This is a genomic window from Burkholderia anthina, from assembly GCF_902498995.1.
Classification (GTDB): Bacteria; Pseudomonadota; Gammaproteobacteria; order Burkholderiales; family Burkholderiaceae; genus Burkholderia; species Burkholderia anthina.
Genome location: NZ_CABVLY010000004.1, coordinates 305,494 through 322,793, shown reverse-complemented (window position 1 = coordinate 322,793; position 17,300 = coordinate 305,494). Strand labels below are relative to the sequence as shown.

The following is a 17,300-nucleotide window of genomic DNA, read 5'->3' as shown; positions in this document are numbered from 1 at the left end:
CGCCGGCCGGCAGCAGCGCGGCGGCCCAGCCGCCGGCGAGCCGGCGCAGCGCCGTGCGGCGGCCCGTGCGGTGCGGGTGGTGCGTGCGAAAGCGGGAATCGGTCATGGTCGAAGCCGCGCGGTGCGAGCTACGCGGCAGCATGCGGAAAAACGCGTATTGTCGGCAACGGGGCGCGACGCGGCAAACAAGCATTCCCGCTTTGCTTATCGTGCCGCGCCCGCCGCGCGCGTCGTGCGTGCGGTCAGAACTTCACGCGCAGCCCGCTGACGAACGCGAGCTGGCGATTCGTCGACGACGCGGTGCCGATGTTCGAGATTGCCGCGATCTTGCGATAGCCGCCCGACGTCGCGGTGCTCGCATCGCCGGCCGCGAGCTGGTAGATGCCGGACAGATAGATGTCGGTGCGCTTGGACAACGCGTAGTCGAACCCGAGCGTGAACTGGTGCCAGCGCGGTTTCAGCGTCTGGCCGCCGGTGCCCGGCAGGCCGTTCGCGCGTCCGTCGGTGAACGTGTAGACGCCGATCAGCGTTGCCGCCGGCGTGATCTGGTAGCGGCCGTTGACGTCGTAGTTGTTGAGCTTGCGCGACGAGCCGTCGAGATAGTCGAGCTGCGTGTGGCTCCACGCGAAGCCGAGCGTCGTGCGGCCGAGCGCGTAGCTCGCGCCCACGACGCCGATCTGCTGCTTGCGCACGCCGCCGTTCAGCCCGTAGAAGAACCCGCCGCTGTAGTCGTTGCCGGTCGTCGAGGTCGCGCCGCCCACCGCGCCGCTGGTGTTCGACGTCGTGCTCGGGTTGTTCAGCCGCACGTAGCCGGCGCCCGCCGACAGCGGGCCGTTCACGTAGTTGGCCGACACGCCCCATGCGTTGTTGTTCGAGAAGCCCGTGCCCGCGCCGCCGTTCGCCTGGTTGCTGAACGCGTACAGCACGTCGGCCGTGAAGCCGGCGATCGTCGCGCTGCGGAACTTCACCGCGTTGTTGATCCGGAAGCTCTGGTTCATGTTGTCGTTGTCGCCGACATGGGTTGCCGGCGACCAGAAGCCGGAGCCCGAATACTGCGCGACGAGATCGGTGATCGGCTCGTACTGGCGGCCGAACGTCAGCGTGCCGATGCCGGTCTTGCCCAGGCCCACGTACGCGGAACGGCCGAACAGGCGGCCGCCCTGGCCGAGCCCGCCGTCGCTCGGCCGGAATCCGCTTTCGAGGGTGAACACGGCCTGCAGGCCGTCGCCGAGATCCTCGACGCCTTTCAGGCCCCAGCGGCTGCCGCTCAGCTTGCCGCTCGTCTGCTGGATGTTGCTCGCGCCGCCCTGGTTGTTCGTATAGGCGAAGCCGGCATCGACGAGGCCGTACAGCGTGACGGAGCTCTGCGCGTGCGCGCCGAGGGAACCGACCGAAACCAAACCCAGGACTACCGATTTCTTGATCATGAATATCCTCTGTTTTTTATGGGTACATCTGCGAGGATCACGATGCTATTGAGTCCGGGTCGCGCGACGAACGGCCGATCCGTGGTTTGCAAATCGTCGGATTATTGAATTGCAATGCGCGTCGCCGCGCGCCCGGCGCGACCGTCGCCATCGCATCCGCGCTGCCTGCTGGCGCGGACGCATCGCATGAACGGCGAACGCCGACCGGCCGGAACGGACGGTCGCGGTCATATCGATCGATGCAATCGTTGGATGGGGCGCGCGCGGGTTGCGACGGTGCCGATGTTTTTATGCAACGGGGTGCTGGGCGGGAGCGAGCCGATGCAGTAGACGCGCAGAAATATGGATTCCGCGAAACGTGCGCAGGTCGTGCCGCGGCGGAATCACGGAGCCGCGCGCCCGCCGCCCCCGCCATCGGGCGGGACGCACCCGGCTATTCGTCGAGCTCGGCCGACACGGCGCGCACGCGCTTGCGGATCTCCGAATCCAGAATCAGCCGCCCGCGCAACTTTCCCTTCATCCGCTTCACGTGCTTCGGCGCCTCGGTCATGTGCTCGACCATCAGCGCGCGGACGCGTTCGACGTCGCGTTCGCGGGCGGCCTGCAGGATCGAGCGGTGAATCGCCACGTTCGCTTCGCCGAAACGCTTGTGCTCGGCGATCGGCGTGTCGTTCCGGAACTCGATCAGTTGCCGGATCATCTCGTTGATCAGCTCGCAACTGAAGCGCAGGAACGGATTCGGGTTCGCGGCGGCGAGGATGTCGTGGAACGTCATGTCCTCCTGCCGCTGCCGCACCAGATGACCGCGTTCCGGCTCGCCCGACGAGCCGTCGCAGCATGCGATGTTGGCCTCGAGCGCGGCGAAATCCTGCTCCGTCAGATGCGGCACCGCGCCCGCGGCCAGCTCGGGTTCGAGCAGCTTGCGCACGGTGTAGATGTCGTCGATGGTGACGTCCTTGAAGAAAAGGTAGTTCTGCAGCAACTGCAGCGTCCGGTCGAGCGGCACCTCGACCACCATCCCGCCGCCCGTCGGCCCGGTCGTGACCTTGATCAGGCCTTGTACTTCCAGCGACTTCAACGCCTCGCGGATCGTGCTCTTGCTGACCGCATAGAGCTGCTGCAGCTCGGCTTCGCGCGGCAGGCGGTCGCCGGGCTTCAGGTCCTTTTCCGTAATGAGCCGCTTGATTTCCTCCGCGACGAGATCCGCGCGCTTCGGCTGCTTGATTTCGACCGCGAGGCCTGCCCTGGCTCGGTCCATGACCATCTTCGAGACTCCTTTGTCTGACATGCGCGCGCCCGTTCACATCGTCGTCGATCGGCCCGGGCGCGGCGGTAGGGAATTTTGCCTGATTGACACGAATTTTGATCGTCTCTAGCATCGGGTTCATTCTATTTATCATGATAAATAGGATTAATTGACGACGCATCCCTTTCCGTAGAGCGTTGGCACGGTTTGGCAGTCCGTCGTATCGCGTGTGTTTGTCCCTCCAAGGAGCGTCAACTTGAATCGCCGAGAACTGTTGAAACTGGCCGCGCTGTCGGCCGTACCGGGCGCGCTCGGCGCCCTGGGGTCCCGTGCCGCATTCGCGCAGGGCACCGCCATCCAGCTCGCCTGTCCGGTGCCGATGTCCGGCCCGTTCGCGGCCAACGGCAAATACGCCGACCTCGGCATGCAGCTGGCCGTCAAGCAGTACGGCAAGGTGCTCGGCGCACCGCTCGTCTACACGACGCTCGACACCGAGGGCAAACCCGCAACCGCCGTGCGGCGCGTGCAGGAGATCGCGCAGCAGAAGGGCGCGCGCTTTTTTGCGGGCGGTATTTTGTCGTCCGAATCGTTGGCGATGGGCAAGGAAGTGCAGAAGGCGGGCGGCGTGTTCATCACGACGGCCGGCGCGGACGAGCTGACCGGCAAGGACTGCAACGACGCGACGTTCCGCTGGTCGGTGCCGACCTTCGGCGCGATCGAGCAGACGGTGCGCCCGCTGGTCCAGATGCTGCCGAAGGCGAAACGCTGGTACACGATCACCCCGCAATACGTGTTCGGCGACGGGCTGCTGTCGGCGGCGAAGGCGATCTTCAAGGAAAAGGGCATCGAGCATGTCGGCAACAGCTATCACTCGCTGGCCGAGAAGGAATTCAGCGGCTACCTGACGAACGCGGCAGCCGCGCAGCCGGACGTGCTGCTGATCCTGAACTTCGGCTCGCAGTCGTCGGACACGCTGCGCCAGGCCGTCAGCTTCGGGATGAAGCGCAACTGCACGATCCTGCTCGCGTGGGCATCGGGCCTCGAGCAGTTCGAGGCGCTCGGGCCGGACATCTGCGACGGCGTGTATTTCGGCGCGCAGTACTGGCACGGGATCGATTCGCCGCTGAACCGCGACCTCGTGAAGCGCACGAACGCCGCGTTCAAGGCCAACCCGAACTACAGCCTCGCGGGTTCGTACATCTGCTCGAAGATCCTGATCGACGCGATGGTGAAGGCCGGCAGCGCCGATCCGAAGAAGGTGATCGCGGCGATGGAAGGCATGAAATACGACGGCCTCACCGGCCCGGAAGAAATCCGCAAGGGCGACCACCAGGTGATGAAGAACTACTACCTGCTGAAGGGCAAGCCGAAGAGCCGGATGAAGAATGCCGACGACTACGCCGACATCGTCAGCTCGGGCCAGTCGTTCCTGCCGGTCGACAAGACCGGCTGCAAGCTCGTCTGACACCCTGCGCGCGTCCGCGGGCGGGGTGCGCCGCGGACGTCCATTTCCTTCCTTTCTGACACGGAAGCCATGAACGTCTATCTGCTGCAGATCGTCAACGGCATCGGCGTGGGCATGCTGTACTTCCTGCTCGCCGTCGGCCTGTCGATCGTGTTCGGCCTGCTGCGCTTCGTGAATTTCGCGCACGGCGCGTTCTATCTGCTCGGCGCGTACCTCTGCTACCAGGCGCTGCAATGGTCGGCGAATTTCTGGGTCGCGCTCGCGGTCGTGCCGCTCGTCGTCGGCGCGTTCGCATGGATCGTCGAGAAGCTGGTGCTGCGTCACGTGTACGCGCAACAGCACGAATTCCACATCCTGGCGACGGTCGGCCTCGCGCTCGTGCTGCAGGAGTGCGCGATCCTCGCGTGGGGCCCGCTCGGCGACAACGTGCCGCCGCCCGACGCGCTGAACGGCGTGGTCGTCTGGGGCGGCTTCATCTACCCGAAATACCGGCTGTTCGTGATCGGCTTCACGGCGGTGCTGGCCGGGCTGCTGTGGTGGCTGCTCGACGGCACGCGGCTCGGCAGCACGGTGCGCGCGGGCAGCGAATCGTCGGAGATGGTGTCGCTGCTCGGCATCAACGTGACGCGCGTGTTCAGCCTCGTGTTCGCGCTCGGCGCGGCCACGGCGGCGCTGGCCGGCGTGCTCGCCGCGCCGATCCGCGGCGTCGATCCGTTCATGGGCATCGAGGCGCTCGGCGTCGCGTTCGTCGTGGTCGTGGTCGGCGGGATGGGGAATTTTCTCGGGGCGCTCGTGGGCGGGCTGCTGGTCGGCATCGTGCAGAGCCTGATGAGCACGCTGTGGCCGGAAGGCGCGCGGCTGATGATCTACGTGGCAATGGCGGCCGTGCTGCTGCTGCGTCCGAACGGTTTGCTGGGGAGGGCTGCATGATCGATTCGTCGAAATCGCTGTCGCCCGGCGCGGCAGCCGCGCCGCGTGCGCCGCTGTGGCGCTGCGCGCTGCAACGTCCGGAAGGCTGGCTCGCGGTGCTCGCCGCGTGCGTGCTGCCGCTGGTGTTGAGCTCGGGCTCGCTCGCGACCGAAGTGCTGGTGTTCGCGCTCGCCGCGCTGGGCTGCAACCTGCTGCTCGGGTTTACGGGGCTGCTGTCGTTCGGGCAAGGCATCTTCTTCGGGCTCGGCAGTTACGCGGCAGGGCTGGTGCTGACCCGCGGCGTCGAATCGGTGACGGTCGCGCTCGTCGCGGCCGCCGTGCTCGGCGCGGTTGCCGCCGCGCTCGTCGGCTGGTTCTCGATCCGGCAGCGCGGCACCTATTTCGTGATGCTGACGCTCGCGTTCGGACAGCTGTTCTATTTCCTCGCGTATACGACGCCGGACGTCACGGGCGGCGACAACGGGCTGCTCGACATCCCGCGCCCGGCGTTGTCCGCGTTCGGGCATGCGCTCGTTTCGATCGATTCGCCGTGGCGCTACTACGGCTTCGTCGCGGTGCTGTTCGTCGCGGTGTTCTGGCTGCTGCTGCGCGTGTCGCGCTCGATATTCGGCCGCACGCTGCTCGCGATTCGCGACAACGAGGCGCGCGCGGCGGCGGCCGGCTACGACGTGCAGCGCTTCAAGCTCGCGGCGTTCGTGATCTCGGGCGCGGTCACGGGCCTGGCCGGTGCGCTGCACGCGTTGATGACGGGCATCGCGCCGCTGTCGAACATCGACTATCACACGAGCGAGATGATCCTCGTGATGACGGTGATCGGCGGCACGCGCAACCTGTTTGCATCGGTGCTCGGCGCCGCGTTCTACGTGCTGTTCGCGGACTGGCTGTCGACGCTGTGGCCGCGCTGGCTGCTGTTGCTCGGCCTCGTGCTGATCGCGGTCAGCCTGTTCATGCAGCGCGGATTGTGGGGACTCGGCGAACGCGTCGTGGCGTCGCTGCGGCGCACCGATCGCACGGCGGCTACGGCCAGGGAGCAGCAATGAGCGAAGCGATTCTCGAAGCGCGCGGCATCGTCAAGCGCTACGGCAAGTTCACGGCGCTGGGCGGCGTCGACCTGCGGATCATGCCGCGCACCGTGCATTCGGTGATCGGCCCGAACGGCGCGGGCAAGACGACGCTGTTCCATACGCTGACGGGCACGCTGCCCATCACGTCGGGCTCGATCCTGTTCGACGGCCGCGACGTGTCGCGCGAGCCCGATCACAAGCGTGTGCGGCGCGGCATCGCCCGCTCGTTCCAGGTGACGAGCCTGTTCCTGAACCTGAGCGTGCGCGAGAACCTGCGGGTGGCCGCGCAGGGCGTCGAATCGCGGCGCGCGCTGAACCCGTGGACGCTGCCGCGCGGCGCGCTCGCGCACGACGGCATCGTGGACGACGTGCTGGAGCGGCTCGGCCTGCAGCGCTTCGCCGGCACCGCGGCCGGCGTGTTGTCGCACGGCCAGCAGCGCCGGCTCGAAGTCGGGATGGCGCTGGCGGCGCGGCCGCGCGCGATCTTTCTCGACGAACCGACGTCGGGGATGGGCATCGACGACCTCGACGACATGAAGACGCTGATCCGGGGCTTGCGCGACGACTACACGGTCGTGCTGATCGAACACAACATGGGAATCGTGATGGACATCTCGGACACGATCACGGTGATGCAGCAGGGGCGCGTCCTCGTGGAAGGCAAACCCGACGCGATTCGCGGCGACGAGCGCGTGCGCAGCGCGTATCTCGGCAACATGATCACGGGAGGCCGCGCATGATGCTCGACGTGAAGGACGTCCATGCGTGCTACGGCAAGAGTCACGTGCTGCAGGGCATTTCGCTGAGCGTGAACGAAGGCGAGACGGTGACGCTGCTGGGGCGCAACGGCGCGGGCAAGTCGACGACGCTCAAGACCATCGCCGGTGTCGTGGCGCCCACCGGCGGCACGGTGACGTTCGCGGGCCGGTCGCTGTCCAGGCAGCCCGCGCACCGGATCGCCGCGCGCGGGCTGTGCTTCGTGCCCGAGCATCGCGGGATTTTCCGGCTGCTGTCGGTCGAGGAAAACCTGCGGCTCGGCGCGCGCCGCGATTCGCCGTGGCAGCTCGACGACATCTACCGGATCTTCCCGCGCCTGAAGGAGCGGCGCCGCAACGGCGGAGCGCAGCTGTCGGGCGGCGAGCAGCAGATGCTCGCGATCGGCCGCGCGCTGATGAACCACCCGCGGCTGCTGATGCTCGACGAGCCCGTCGAAGGGCTGGCGCCGGTGATCGTCGAGGAGATCGTCGCGCAACTGAAGCAGATCAAGGCGGCCGGCGTCGCGATCCTGCTCGTCGAGCAGAACCTCGAAGTGTGCACGCAGCTCGCGGATCGCCACTTCGTGATCGAACAGGGCGTGATCGTCTACGAAGGCAGCAACGCGGCGTTCGTGGCCGACCACGAGGTGAAGGACCGTTACCTGGGCGTCGGCGTCGCGTGAGCGCCGGGCCCTTTCATTGCGAGGATTTCCATCGATGCAAGTTCAGGATTCGACACCGGGCGTCGCGGCGTCCGGCTTGCGCGTCGACGGCGCGCGGCTGTGGGACAGCCTGATGCGTCTCGCGCGGATCGGCGCGACCGACAAGGGAGGCGTGTGCCGCCTCGCGCTCACCGAACTCGATCGCGACGCGCGCAACCTGTTCGTCGCATGGGCGAAGGACATCGGCTGCACGGTGCGGGTCGACGCGATCGGCAACATCTTCGCGCGGCGTGCCGGCGAGCGCGATGACCTGCCGCCCGTGACGACCGGCAGTCATATCGACACGCAGCCGACCGGCGGCAAGTTCGACGGCAACTACGGCGTGCTCGCCGGCCTCGAAGTGCTGCGCACGCTCGACGATGCGGGCGTGCGCACGCGTGCGCCGCTCGAGGTCGCCGTCTGGACCAACGAGGAAGGCTCGCGCTTCGTGCCGGTGATGATGGGCTCCGGCGTGTTCGCCGGCGCGTTCACGCTCGATCATGCGCTTGCGCAATGCGACCGCGACGGCGTGTCGGTGCGCGATGCGCTGGCCGCGATCGGCTATGCGGGCAGCGCGGACGACGGGCGTGTCGCGCATCCGGTCGGCGCGTATTTCGAAGCGCATATCGAGCAGGGCCCGGTGCTGGAGGCGCACGACACGACGATCGGCGTGGTCGAGGGGGCGCTCGGGCAGCGCTGGTACGACGTCACCGTTCACGGGATGGAGGCGCATGCGGGCCCGACGCCGATGGAACTGCGGCGCGACGCGCTGCTGGTCGCGGCCGATCTGGTGCGCGCGGTGAACGGCATCGCGCGCGCGCATCCGCCGCACGGGCGCGGCACGGTCGGCTGGGTCGACGTGCACCCGAATTCGCGCAACGTGATTCCGGGCCGCGTGACGCTGACCGTCGACCTGCGCGCGGCCGACGATGCGACGCTCACCGCGATGGATGCCGAGCTGCGCGCGGTGTGCGGCGACCTGGGCGCATCGGCCGGCATGCGGATCGACGTCGAGCCGGTCGTGTACTTCCCGCCGCAGCCGTTCGACGCGACGCTGGTCGAGCAGGTACGGGCCGGCGCGGGCGCGCTCGGGTTGTCGTCGATGAACGTGATCAGCGGCGCGGGCCACGATGCCGTGTATCTCGCGCGCGTGGCGCCGACGGCGATGATCTTCGTGCCGTGCAAGGACGGAATCAGCCACAACGAGATCGAGGATGCCGATCCGGTGCATCTGGAAGCCGGCTGCAACGTGCTGCTGCAGGCGATGCTGGGCGCGGCAGGCATGGCGCAAGGGGGCGCGCGATGAAGCTCCTGATCGCCCGGATGAACCACGAGACCAACACGTTCTCGCCGGTGCCGACGCCGCTTGCCGCGTTCGGCCGCAACGGCCCCGACTGGGGCGACGACGCGTATCGCGCGAACCACGGCATGCGCACCGCGATGGCCGCGTTCCTCGACGCGGCCGCGCGCGAGGGCGCCGACATCGTGACGCCCGTATCGGCGGCGGCGAACCCGAGCGGACCCGTCGCGGCCGACGCGTATGCGGCGATCTGCGACGCGATCGTCGCGGCCGCGCCCGGTTGCGACGCGGTGATGCTCGATCTGCACGGCGCGATGGTCGCCGAACAGAGCGCGGACGGCGAGGGCGACCTGCTCGCGCGCGTGCGCGCCGTGCTGCCCGACGCGCCGATCGCGGTCGCACTCGACCTGCACGCGAACGTCACGCAGAAGATGATCGATCACGCGGACGTGATCGTCAGTTTCAAGACCTATCCGCACGTCGACATGTACGAGACGGGCGAGCATGCGGCGCGCCTGCTGCTCGACCGGCTGCACGGCCGCGTGCGGCCCGTGCTCGCGTGGCGGCAGCCGCCGTTGATGACGTCGACGCTGCGCAGCGCGAGCGCCGCAGGCGCGATGCAGCGCGCGGTGGAAGCCGCGCGCGCGGCCGAGGCCGACGGCATGCTCGCGGTGTCGGTGCTGCCCGGCTTCTCGCTCGCGGATATTCCGGCGCCCTGCATCAGCGTCGTCGTGGTCGCCGACGGCGATCGCGCGGCGGCCGACGCGGTGGCCGAGCGTATCGCCCGGCAGATCTGGGACGCGCGCGACGAATTCGTGTATCGCAGCGCGCCGCTCGCGGAATCGGTCGCACAGGCCGCGGCGCTGGCGCGCGGCGCGGATCGTCCGGTGCTGATGCTCGACCACGGCGACAACTGCATGTCCGGCGGCCCGTGCGACACGATGGACCTGCTCGAGGCTGCGCTCGCGCAGGGGCTCGACGGGATCGTCAGCGGGCCGTTGTGCGATCCGGAAGCGGTCGCGGCGCTGATCGACGCGGGCGTCGGCGCGACCGTTACGGTGCCGGTCGGCAACCGGATGCCGTCGCACGGCGGGGTGCGTCGCGAGCCGTTTCGCGCGACGGGCATCGTGCGCGCGATCACCGACGGCGAATACGTGATCACCGGGCCGACCTATACGGGCCAGCGCGCGTACATGGGGCGCGCGGCCGTGCTCGATATCGGGGTGGCGACGCTGGTCGTCACCGAGCGTACGCAGGAGCCGTGGGATCTCGGCGTGTTCGAGAGCGTCGGCGTCGATCCGCGCCGCGCGCGCTTCCTGTTGCTGAAGTCGCGGATGTATTGCCGGCCGGTGTTCGTGCCGATCGCGGCCGCACTGGTCGAATGCGACAGCCGCGGCGTGACGGGCTCCGATTTCGGGCAGTTCGACTATGCGCGCCTCGCGAGGCCGGTGTTTCCGCTCGATGCCGGTGCGGGGTGGCACGGGCGGTGAAGGGGCGGCGGTTCCGGGGGGACGTGGTCGTGCCGTCCTCGAACCCCCGGTTTTGATTCGGTGCATCGCCGCCGCGCGGACCGCATGCTCGGCGCGACGACGATGGTGCCGTGCGCGGCCGCCTGCCGCCGCGCACCGGCCGTGTCGATGGACTCAGGCTTCCCGGTACGTGCCTTTGGCCTTGGCCGTATGCGTGGCCAGCGCATCCATCAACGCCGGGCTCAGGCAATCGTAGGGCTCGAGCCCTTTATCGCGCAGCGTATCGCGCACGTCCGCCATCGACGACGGCGGCGTGCCGCTCTCGATGATCGACGACACGAAGGCGGCGAAGCCGGGGCCGTCCCAGCCGGCGTCCGGCGACAGTTCGGTATGGATGAAATCCAGCCCGTAAAACGCATGCTCCGAATTTTCGATCCGCCCGAACAGGTGGGTGCCGCAGGCGGAGCAGGCGTGGCGCTGGATCAGCGCCTTGTCGTCGACGACGCGCAGCTTCTCTTCGTGCGCGGTCACGGCAAGCTTGTCGCGCGGCACGACGCCGACGACGGAAAACAGCGCACCGGCCGGCTTCCAGCACTTCGTGCAACCGCACGCGTGATTGAAGGCGACCTGGGCGTCGACGCGAACCTCGACCGGATCCTGCGTGCACAGGCAGCGCAGCGTACCGCCCGCGAACGAATCGGCCCCTTTCTGAATACCGCGATCGACAGTGGGATGAATGGCGACGGACATGGTCATGCTCCTTTTCGGTACTTCGGTAGTGAACGACGGTTCGGATCGACTTCCCTTCGTGCAGCGGATCGCATGTTGCATTGAAGCAGGAGAGCGACTTCGTATTTCACGCACGGCGCAGGCTGGATCCTGCCTCGGCCATCCGGCGGCTGCGGGCGGCTTTCGACGTCAGCAAATGTCGTACCGAATCGGCGTCGGGGAGGGCGAACCGGCGCGCACGCGTCGTGCTTCGATTATCGACCTGCGCGCGCCGAAGCGCGGTTTTCTTCTCCGCGGACATGCCGGATCTCGCACTGCTTCATAAACTGGGGGGGAGTATATGCCAGATACTGGAGGGGAGTATACCCGGCGATTCCCCGATGCCGGACATGGTCGGGGCGCGGCAGGCACGAACGCGAACGCGTGCGATGCGAGCGACGCCGGCACAGGTCGCCCGCGCGCGGCGCGCCGGCCCGGGCGCGTCGCGCAGGTTTCGATTCCGATGGAGACGTTCGCGAGCCCGGCCCGTCGGGCCGGGTCGTGGGGAAGCGGGGGACGGGCGCGCCGCCGGGAAACCGCCCCGGCGGCCCGGCCCCGGCCGTTTCGCTAGACGGCCGCCGGCGTGCGGCGCGCGAAGAACCGCTGCATCTCGCGCTCGGTCGGCAGCTTGCCGGTGAACACTTCCGCGTAGGTGGCGATGCGCGCCATGCGCTCGTTCATCGGCTCCGTCGTCTTCATCGACACGTAGCCGAGCTGGGTCAGATACATCGTGCGGGCGCGCACCTGCGCGACGACCGGCGCGTAGTCGAAGCGCTCGAACATCGCGGTCAGCGCCGCGATCCGTTTCGTGTCCGCGTCGGCCAGCTCGGTCGCGATCTCGGGCGCCTGCTGCCCCCAGCTGCGGATCGCGGCTTCGTAGCGGTTGTCGAAGATCGTGTCGTCGAACCAGCAGTCGAACACGTTCAGCACGGCCTCCGAGATCGAGTCCGCATACGCTTCCGTGCGCGCGACCCAGTTGGCTGTGTTTTTCCCCTTCCAGCGCGCGAGCAGGGTGGCGAGCAATTCCTCGCGGTCCTTGAAGAACCAGTAGAAGCTCGTGCGCGACAGATTCAGCTTCTTCGCGAGCGGCAGGATCCGCACGGACTCGATGCCGCTTTCGAGCAGGCTTTCCGTCGCGGCGTCCAGCCACGTGTCTGCCGAACCGCGAAGGTTCTCGGCTGCAATCGGTTCTTCCATCAGGCAAACGTCCTCTCGTTCCAGTCGTCGATCGGTTGCGCACATCGCAACCCGCATTGTGCCGCAGCCCACCGCCGCGGCGACTCGCCCATCCGTTCAAAACCCCCTGCGACACCCGTCGTAAGGAGTTTCCCGAACTCGCTGTACATATTTGTTTTGTCAACTTGACACATATGTACAGCGATTCTAACCTGAGTCGCAACTGGTGTTCATGTCAGGCAGTCACGAACCACGCTCCCGTTCCTTTCACGAGGCATTCCATGTCGAACGATCCACTGCTCCAGCCGTATACCCTCAAACATCTGACGTTTCGCAATCGCATCATGACGACGTCGCACGAGCCGGCTTATGCGGAGGACGGGATGCCGAAGGCGCGCTACCGCGCGTACCACGTCGAGCGCGCGAAGGCGGGCATCGCGCTGACGATGACGGCCGGCTCCGCGGCGATCTCGAAGGACAGCCCGCCGGTGTTCAACAACATCCTCGCGTACCGCGACGAAGTGGTGCCGTGGATGAAGGATCTCGTCGACGAGTGTCACGAGCACGGCGCGAAGGTGATGATCCAGCTCACGCATCTCGGCCGCCGCACGCGCTGGGACAAAGGCGACTGGCTGCCGGCGGTGTCGCCGTCGCATGCCCGCGAACCGGCACACCGCGCGTTTCCGAAGAAGATGGAGGAGTGGGACATCGAACGCATCGTGCGCGACTATGCGGACGCGGCGGAGCGGATGAAGGCGGCCGGCCTCGACGGGATCGAGCTGGAAGCTTACGGACACCTGATGGACCAGTTCTGGTCGCCGCTGACGAACACGCTCGACGCGCCGTACGGCGGCCCGCTCGAAAACCGGATGCGCTTCACGTTCGACGTGCTGCGCGCGATCCGCAAGCGCGTCGGCGACGAATTCGTCGTCGGAATCCGCTATACCGCCGACGAAATGATCGCGGGCGGGCTGACGAAGGAAGAGGGTGTCCAGTTGTCGCTCGCGATGAAATCGAGCGGCCTGATCGACTTCCTGAACGTGATTCGCGGGCATCTCGAGACCGATGCGGGCCTGACGGACATCATCCCGATCATGGGGATGAAGAGCGCGCCGCACCTCGATTTCGCGGGCGAGATACGCGGCATCACCGAATTCCCGACCTTTCACGCGGCGCGCATCCAGGACGTGCCGACCGCGCGCCATGCGATCGCGTCGGGCAAGGTCGACATGATCGGCATGACGCGCGCGCACATGACCGATCCGCATATCGTGCGCAAGATCATCGAGCGCCGCGAAGACGACATTCGCCCGTGCGTCGGCGCGAATTACTGCCTCGACCGGATCTACCAGGGCGGCGCCGCATTCTGCATCCACAACGCGGCCACCGGTCGCGAGACGACGATGCCGCACGTGATCCCGCCCGCGCCGGCGAAGCGCAAGGTCGTCATCGTCGGCGCGGGGCCTGCCGGGCTCGAAGCGGCGCGCGTGGCCGGCGAGCGCGGGCACGAGGTGGTCGTATTCGAGGCGACCGGCCATCCGGGCGGGCAAGTGCGCCTGACGGCGCAGACGCCGCGTCGCAAGGAGATGCTCGGCATCGTCGACTGGCGGATGGCGCAATGCGAGCGGCTCGGCGTGCGCTTCGCGTTCAACACGTGGGCGGACGCGTCGACCGTGCTCGACGAACGGCCCGACGTCGTGATCGTCGCGACGGGCGGCATGCCGGACGTCGACGTGCTGACCTCGGGCGGCGAGCACGTGGTGTCCGCGTGGGACATCATTTCCGGCGACGTGAAGCCGGGCCGCAACGTGCTGATCTACGACGACGCGGGCGATCATCCGGCGCTGCAGGCGGCGGAAACCATCGCGCACGCGGGCGGTGCGGTCGAGATCATGACGCCCGACCGCGCGTTCTCGCCCGAAGTGATGAGCATGAATCTGGTGCCGTACATGCGTTCGCTGCAGAAGCTCGACACGACGTTTACGGTCACGTACCGGCTCGAGGCCGTGCGGCGCGAAGGCGACGAACTGGTCGCGATCGTCGGCAGCGATTACGGCGGCATCCGCAACGAGCGCCGCTACGACCAGATCGTCGTCAATCACGGCACGATCCCGATGGACGAGCTGTACTTCGCGCTGAAGCCGCAGTCGACGAACCTCGGCGCGGTGAACTACGACGACCTGATCGACGGCAAGCCGCAGGTCGAAAACCGCAATCCGGCGGGACGTTTCCAGTTGTTCCGGATCGGCGACGCGGTGTCCGCGCGCAACACGCATGCGGCGATCTACGACGCGCTGCGGCTCGTCAAGGATCTGTAAAGCGGCGGGCCGGCGCGCGTCGCCGGCCCCGCGTCTGAATGGCCGTAACGGGGCGGCTTCCGCGCGAACGCGCGGGTGCCCGCCTGCATTCCGCCGACCCTTCGCGGGCCGTTCGCGAAGCAAGGGTAAACACATTTTTAGCGCATTGACAGTTGGTTCCACGCGGGACTAATCTGCGTCGACACAGGCAATGCGTCGGATCCGCGCTCCATCCCGGGCGCTCACACTCCAGTCAGAAGGGAGCCGTCGTGATCGTGAATACTGCCCCGCAATTTCCCCGCGCTGTTTCGTCGCTGTCAGGCATGCCCGACGCTCCCGCGTACCGGGACGACGCATTGGTGCGGGGCCACCGCGTCGCGCCGGTCGATCGCGCGCTGCTCGACGCATTCGATGCGATCGATCGCCGCGCGCTGCGCGCGTACCGTGTCGAACGGCTGCGGGAACAACTGCGCAAGCACGATTACGCGGGGATGCTGCTCGCCGATCCGCTGAACATCCGCTATGCGACGGACACGAACAATCTCGGCCTGTGGGTCATGCATTCGCCGAGCCGCTACGTGTTCATCGCGACCGACGGCCCGCTCGTGCTGTTCGATTTCACGAGCAGCAAGCACAACAGCGAACACATCGAATCGATCGACGAGATCCGGCCCGCCACGCCGTGGATCTATTTCCTGGCCGGGCCGCGCGTCGAGGAGAAGGCCGATGCATGGGCGCACGAGATCGCCGATCTGCTGCATGCGCACGGCGGCGGCAACATGCGGCTCGCCGTCGACCGCTGCGATCCGTGGGGCGCCGAACGGCTGACGCGGCTCGGCGTCCAGCTGTTCGACGCGCAACCGCTGACCGAACAGGCGCGCGTCGTGAAAGGCCCGGAGGAAATCGCGCAGCATCGCGTGTCGATGGGCGTGTGCGATCTCGGCGTCGCGCGCATGCGCGAGGCGCTGCGCCCGGGCATCACCGAGAACCAGTTGTGGAGCGTCTTTCACGAGACGAACATCGCGCACGGCGGCGAATGGGCGGAAAGCCGGCTGCTGTCGTCGGGCCCGCGCACCAATCCGTGGTTTCGCGATGCGTCGAACCGCGTGATCGAGCCGGGCGACATGGTGTGCTTCGACACCGACATGGTCGGGCCCGGCGGCTACCTGTCCGACATTTCGCGCAGTTTCGTGTGTCCGGGCCGCGGCGTGTCCGCGCGCCAGCGCGATCTGCTCGGCTATGCGGAAGACCAGATCCTGCACAACGTCGGGCTGCTGCGCGCGGGCGTCACGTTCCGCGAGTTCGCGGAGCGCTGCTGGCCCGTGCCGGAGCGCTACGTCCACAACCGCTACATGATGATGCTGCACGGCGTCGGGCTGGTCGACGAATATCCGAGCGTCGCGTATGCGGTCGATTTCGACGCGTGGGGGTATGACGGCACGTTCCAGGAAAACATGGTCGTGTCGGTCGAAAGCTACATCGGCGTGCAGGGCGGCGCCGAAGGCGTGAAGCTCGAGGAACAGGTGCTGATCACGTCGAGCGGCGCGATTCCGCTGTCGGCCGTCCCGCTGATCGCGGACCGCGATGCGTGAGCAGGACCCGGCCGGCCAGGTGCCGGCCATGCGCCCGGCCGGGTCGTCCGCCGCCGGTTTCGACGTCACACGTTTTGACAGGGCAAGCCCGTTTCCGATGACCGAATCCAGTCCGTTGCCGCAACTGATTTCCGCCGATGCCGTCTTGAGCCGCATGCCGCCCACGCACATGGTCGATGCGCTGGAGGCCGCGCACCGCCGTGCGTATGCGCCGCTTGCGCGCCTGCATGCGAGCGTGCCGCGCGATGCGCGCGAGAACGGCGAGATGCTGATCTGGCTCGGCGGCGCGCACGACGGCGCGACCGGCACGAAAGTCGTGTCGATCTCGCCGGACAACGGCCGGCGCACGAACGATTCGGCCGACACGTGGCATGCGGCGGTGCTGCTGAGCGATCCCGAGGACGGCCGGTTCCGTTCGATCATCGTCGGCAACGCGTTCAGCCGTTACAAGACGGCGGCCGACTCGGCGCTCGGCGCACGTCTGCTCGCGCGGCGCGCGCCGCAGACGCTGACGATCATCGGCGCGGGCGCGCAGGCGCAGACGCATCTGCGCGTGATGGCCGCCGAATTTCCGACGCTGCGCCGGATCGACGTGTGGAACCGCACGTACGAGCGTGCGGCGCGGCTCGCCGACCACGCGGCCGGCGACGCGCCCGATGCGGACGTGCGGGCCGTCGCGCATCTCGAGCGCAGCGTTCGCGAGGCCGACCTCGTCGTGTGCGTGACGTCGTCGACGTCGCCGGTGCTCGACGGTGCATGGCTGCGCGACGGCTGCCACGTGGATCTGGTCGGCGGCTACACGCCGTCGATGCGCGAAGCGAACGACGCGGCGCTGCTGCGCTCGCGCATCTACGTCGATCATCGCGCGCTCGTGACCGAGCACTGCGGCGACATTCGCCAGCCGCTCGATGCGGGCGTGATCGACGCGGCCGACATCGAGGGCGACTTGTTCGACCTGTGCGGCGGCCGCGCGGTGGGGCGCCGGCACGATGCGGACATCACGCTGTTCAAGAACGGCGGCGGCGGTCATCTGGACCTGATGTTCGCCGACTGGCTGAGCCGCCGGTGCGCGACGCCGGACGACGGCCGCATGCCGTCCGATCACTGACC

The 17,300-nt window shown here is 67.8% G+C and carries 15 protein-coding genes; 10 read left to right on the top strand and 5 right to left on the bottom strand.

Annotated elements, in window-relative coordinates:
- Nucleotides 1-242: 242 nt before the first annotated feature.
- Both BME24068_RS08535 and BME24068_RS08530 read right to left on the bottom strand, forming a co-directional pair.
- Nucleotides 243-1,427 (bottom strand): porin, encoded by a 1,185-nt coding sequence (locus BME24068_RS08535; protein WP_174925771.1) that lies wholly within the window; start codon nt 1,425-1,427, stop codon nt 243-245.
- 433 nt (nt 1,428-1,860) lie between these two features.
- On the bottom strand, nt 1,861-2,691 hold the full coding sequence (locus BME24068_RS08530; RefSeq protein ID WP_174925770.1) for a FadR/GntR family transcriptional regulator: 831 nt from the start codon (nt 2,689-2,691) through the stop codon (nt 1,861-1,863).
- Between the two features lie 238 nt (nt 2,692-2,929).
- Between BME24068_RS08530 and BME24068_RS08525 the strand changes: the two genes are divergently transcribed.
- The 7 genes from BME24068_RS08525 (at nt 2,930) to BME24068_RS08495 (ending at nt 10,378) form a co-directional block, all read left to right on the top strand.
- Nucleotides 2,930-4,138 (top strand): ABC transporter substrate-binding protein, encoded by a 1,209-nt coding sequence (locus tag BME24068_RS08525; RefSeq protein ID WP_174925769.1) that lies wholly within the window; start codon nt 2,930-2,932, stop codon nt 4,136-4,138.
- Between the two features lie 69 nt (nt 4,139-4,207).
- Nucleotides 4,208-5,068: a branched-chain amino acid ABC transporter permease gene (locus BME24068_RS08520; RefSeq protein WP_096506996.1), complete on the top strand. Its 861-nt coding sequence runs from the start codon at nt 4,208-4,210 to the stop codon at nt 5,066-5,068.
- Nucleotides 5,065-6,108: a branched-chain amino acid ABC transporter permease gene (locus tag BME24068_RS08515; protein ID WP_174925768.1), complete on the top strand. Its 1,044-nt coding sequence runs from the start codon at nt 5,065-5,067 to the stop codon at nt 6,106-6,108. Before BME24068_RS08520 ends, BME24068_RS08515 begins: the two co-directional genes overlap by 4 nt.
- Complete coding sequence (locus tag BME24068_RS08510; RefSeq protein WP_096506994.1) at nt 6,105-6,872, top strand: ABC transporter ATP-binding protein; 768 nt, start codon at nt 6,105-6,107, stop codon at nt 6,870-6,872. The genes BME24068_RS08515 and BME24068_RS08510 overlap by 4 nt, the downstream gene beginning before the upstream one ends.
- Nucleotides 6,869-7,570: an ABC transporter ATP-binding protein gene (locus tag BME24068_RS08505; protein ID WP_096506993.1), complete on the top strand. Its 702-nt coding sequence runs from the start codon at nt 6,869-6,871 to the stop codon at nt 7,568-7,570. Before BME24068_RS08510 ends, BME24068_RS08505 begins: the two co-directional genes overlap by 4 nt.
- Before the next feature lie 34 nt (nt 7,571-7,604).
- A complete protein-coding gene (locus tag BME24068_RS08500) occupies nt 7,605-8,894 on the top strand; it encodes a Zn-dependent hydrolase (protein WP_096506992.1) in 1,290 nt (429 codons plus the stop codon).
- On the top strand, nt 8,891-10,378 hold the full coding sequence (locus BME24068_RS08495) for a M81 family metallopeptidase (protein WP_174925767.1): 1,488 nt from the start codon (nt 8,891-8,893) through the stop codon (nt 10,376-10,378). The genes BME24068_RS08500 and BME24068_RS08495 overlap by 4 nt, the downstream gene beginning before the upstream one ends.
- Before the next feature lie 153 nt (nt 10,379-10,531).
- Here BME24068_RS08495 and gfa read toward each other — a convergent pair whose 3' ends face one another.
- From gfa to BME24068_RS08480, 3 genes are all read right to left on the bottom strand, one after another.
- Nucleotides 10,532-11,107 (bottom strand): S-(hydroxymethyl)glutathione synthase, encoded by a 576-nt coding sequence (gfa, locus tag BME24068_RS08490; protein WP_174925766.1) that lies wholly within the window; start codon nt 11,105-11,107, stop codon nt 10,532-10,534.
- A 106-nt stretch (nt 11,108-11,213) separates the two neighbouring features.
- Nucleotides 11,214-11,387, bottom strand: coding sequence for a hypothetical protein (locus BME24068_RS08485; RefSeq protein ID WP_162826276.1), 174 nt, complete (start codon nt 11,385-11,387; stop codon nt 11,214-11,216).
- A gap of 305 nt (nt 11,388-11,692) precedes the next feature.
- Entirely contained in the window at nt 11,693-12,322 is a 630-nt protein-coding gene (locus BME24068_RS08480; RefSeq protein ID WP_174925765.1) for a TetR/AcrR family transcriptional regulator, read from the bottom strand.
- Between the two features lie 260 nt (nt 12,323-12,582).
- Between BME24068_RS08480 and BME24068_RS08475 the strand changes: the two genes are divergently transcribed.
- From BME24068_RS08475 to BME24068_RS08465, 3 genes are all read left to right on the top strand, one after another.
- The gene (locus tag BME24068_RS08475) at nt 12,583-14,619 is read left to right on the top strand and encodes an NADH:flavin oxidoreductase (protein WP_174925764.1); all 2,037 of its coding nucleotides are present in this window, start codon (nt 12,583-12,585) and stop codon (nt 14,617-14,619) included.
- A gap of 302 nt (nt 14,620-14,921) precedes the next feature.
- Complete coding sequence (locus BME24068_RS08470; protein WP_174925763.1) at nt 14,922-16,190, top strand: M24 family metallopeptidase; 1,269 nt, start codon at nt 14,922-14,924, stop codon at nt 16,188-16,190.
- 97 nt (nt 16,191-16,287) lie between these two features.
- A complete protein-coding gene (locus BME24068_RS08465) occupies nt 16,288-17,298 on the top strand; it encodes an ornithine cyclodeaminase family protein (RefSeq protein ID WP_174925762.1) in 1,011 nt (336 codons plus the stop codon).
- Nucleotides 17,299-17,300 lie beyond the last annotated feature (2 nt).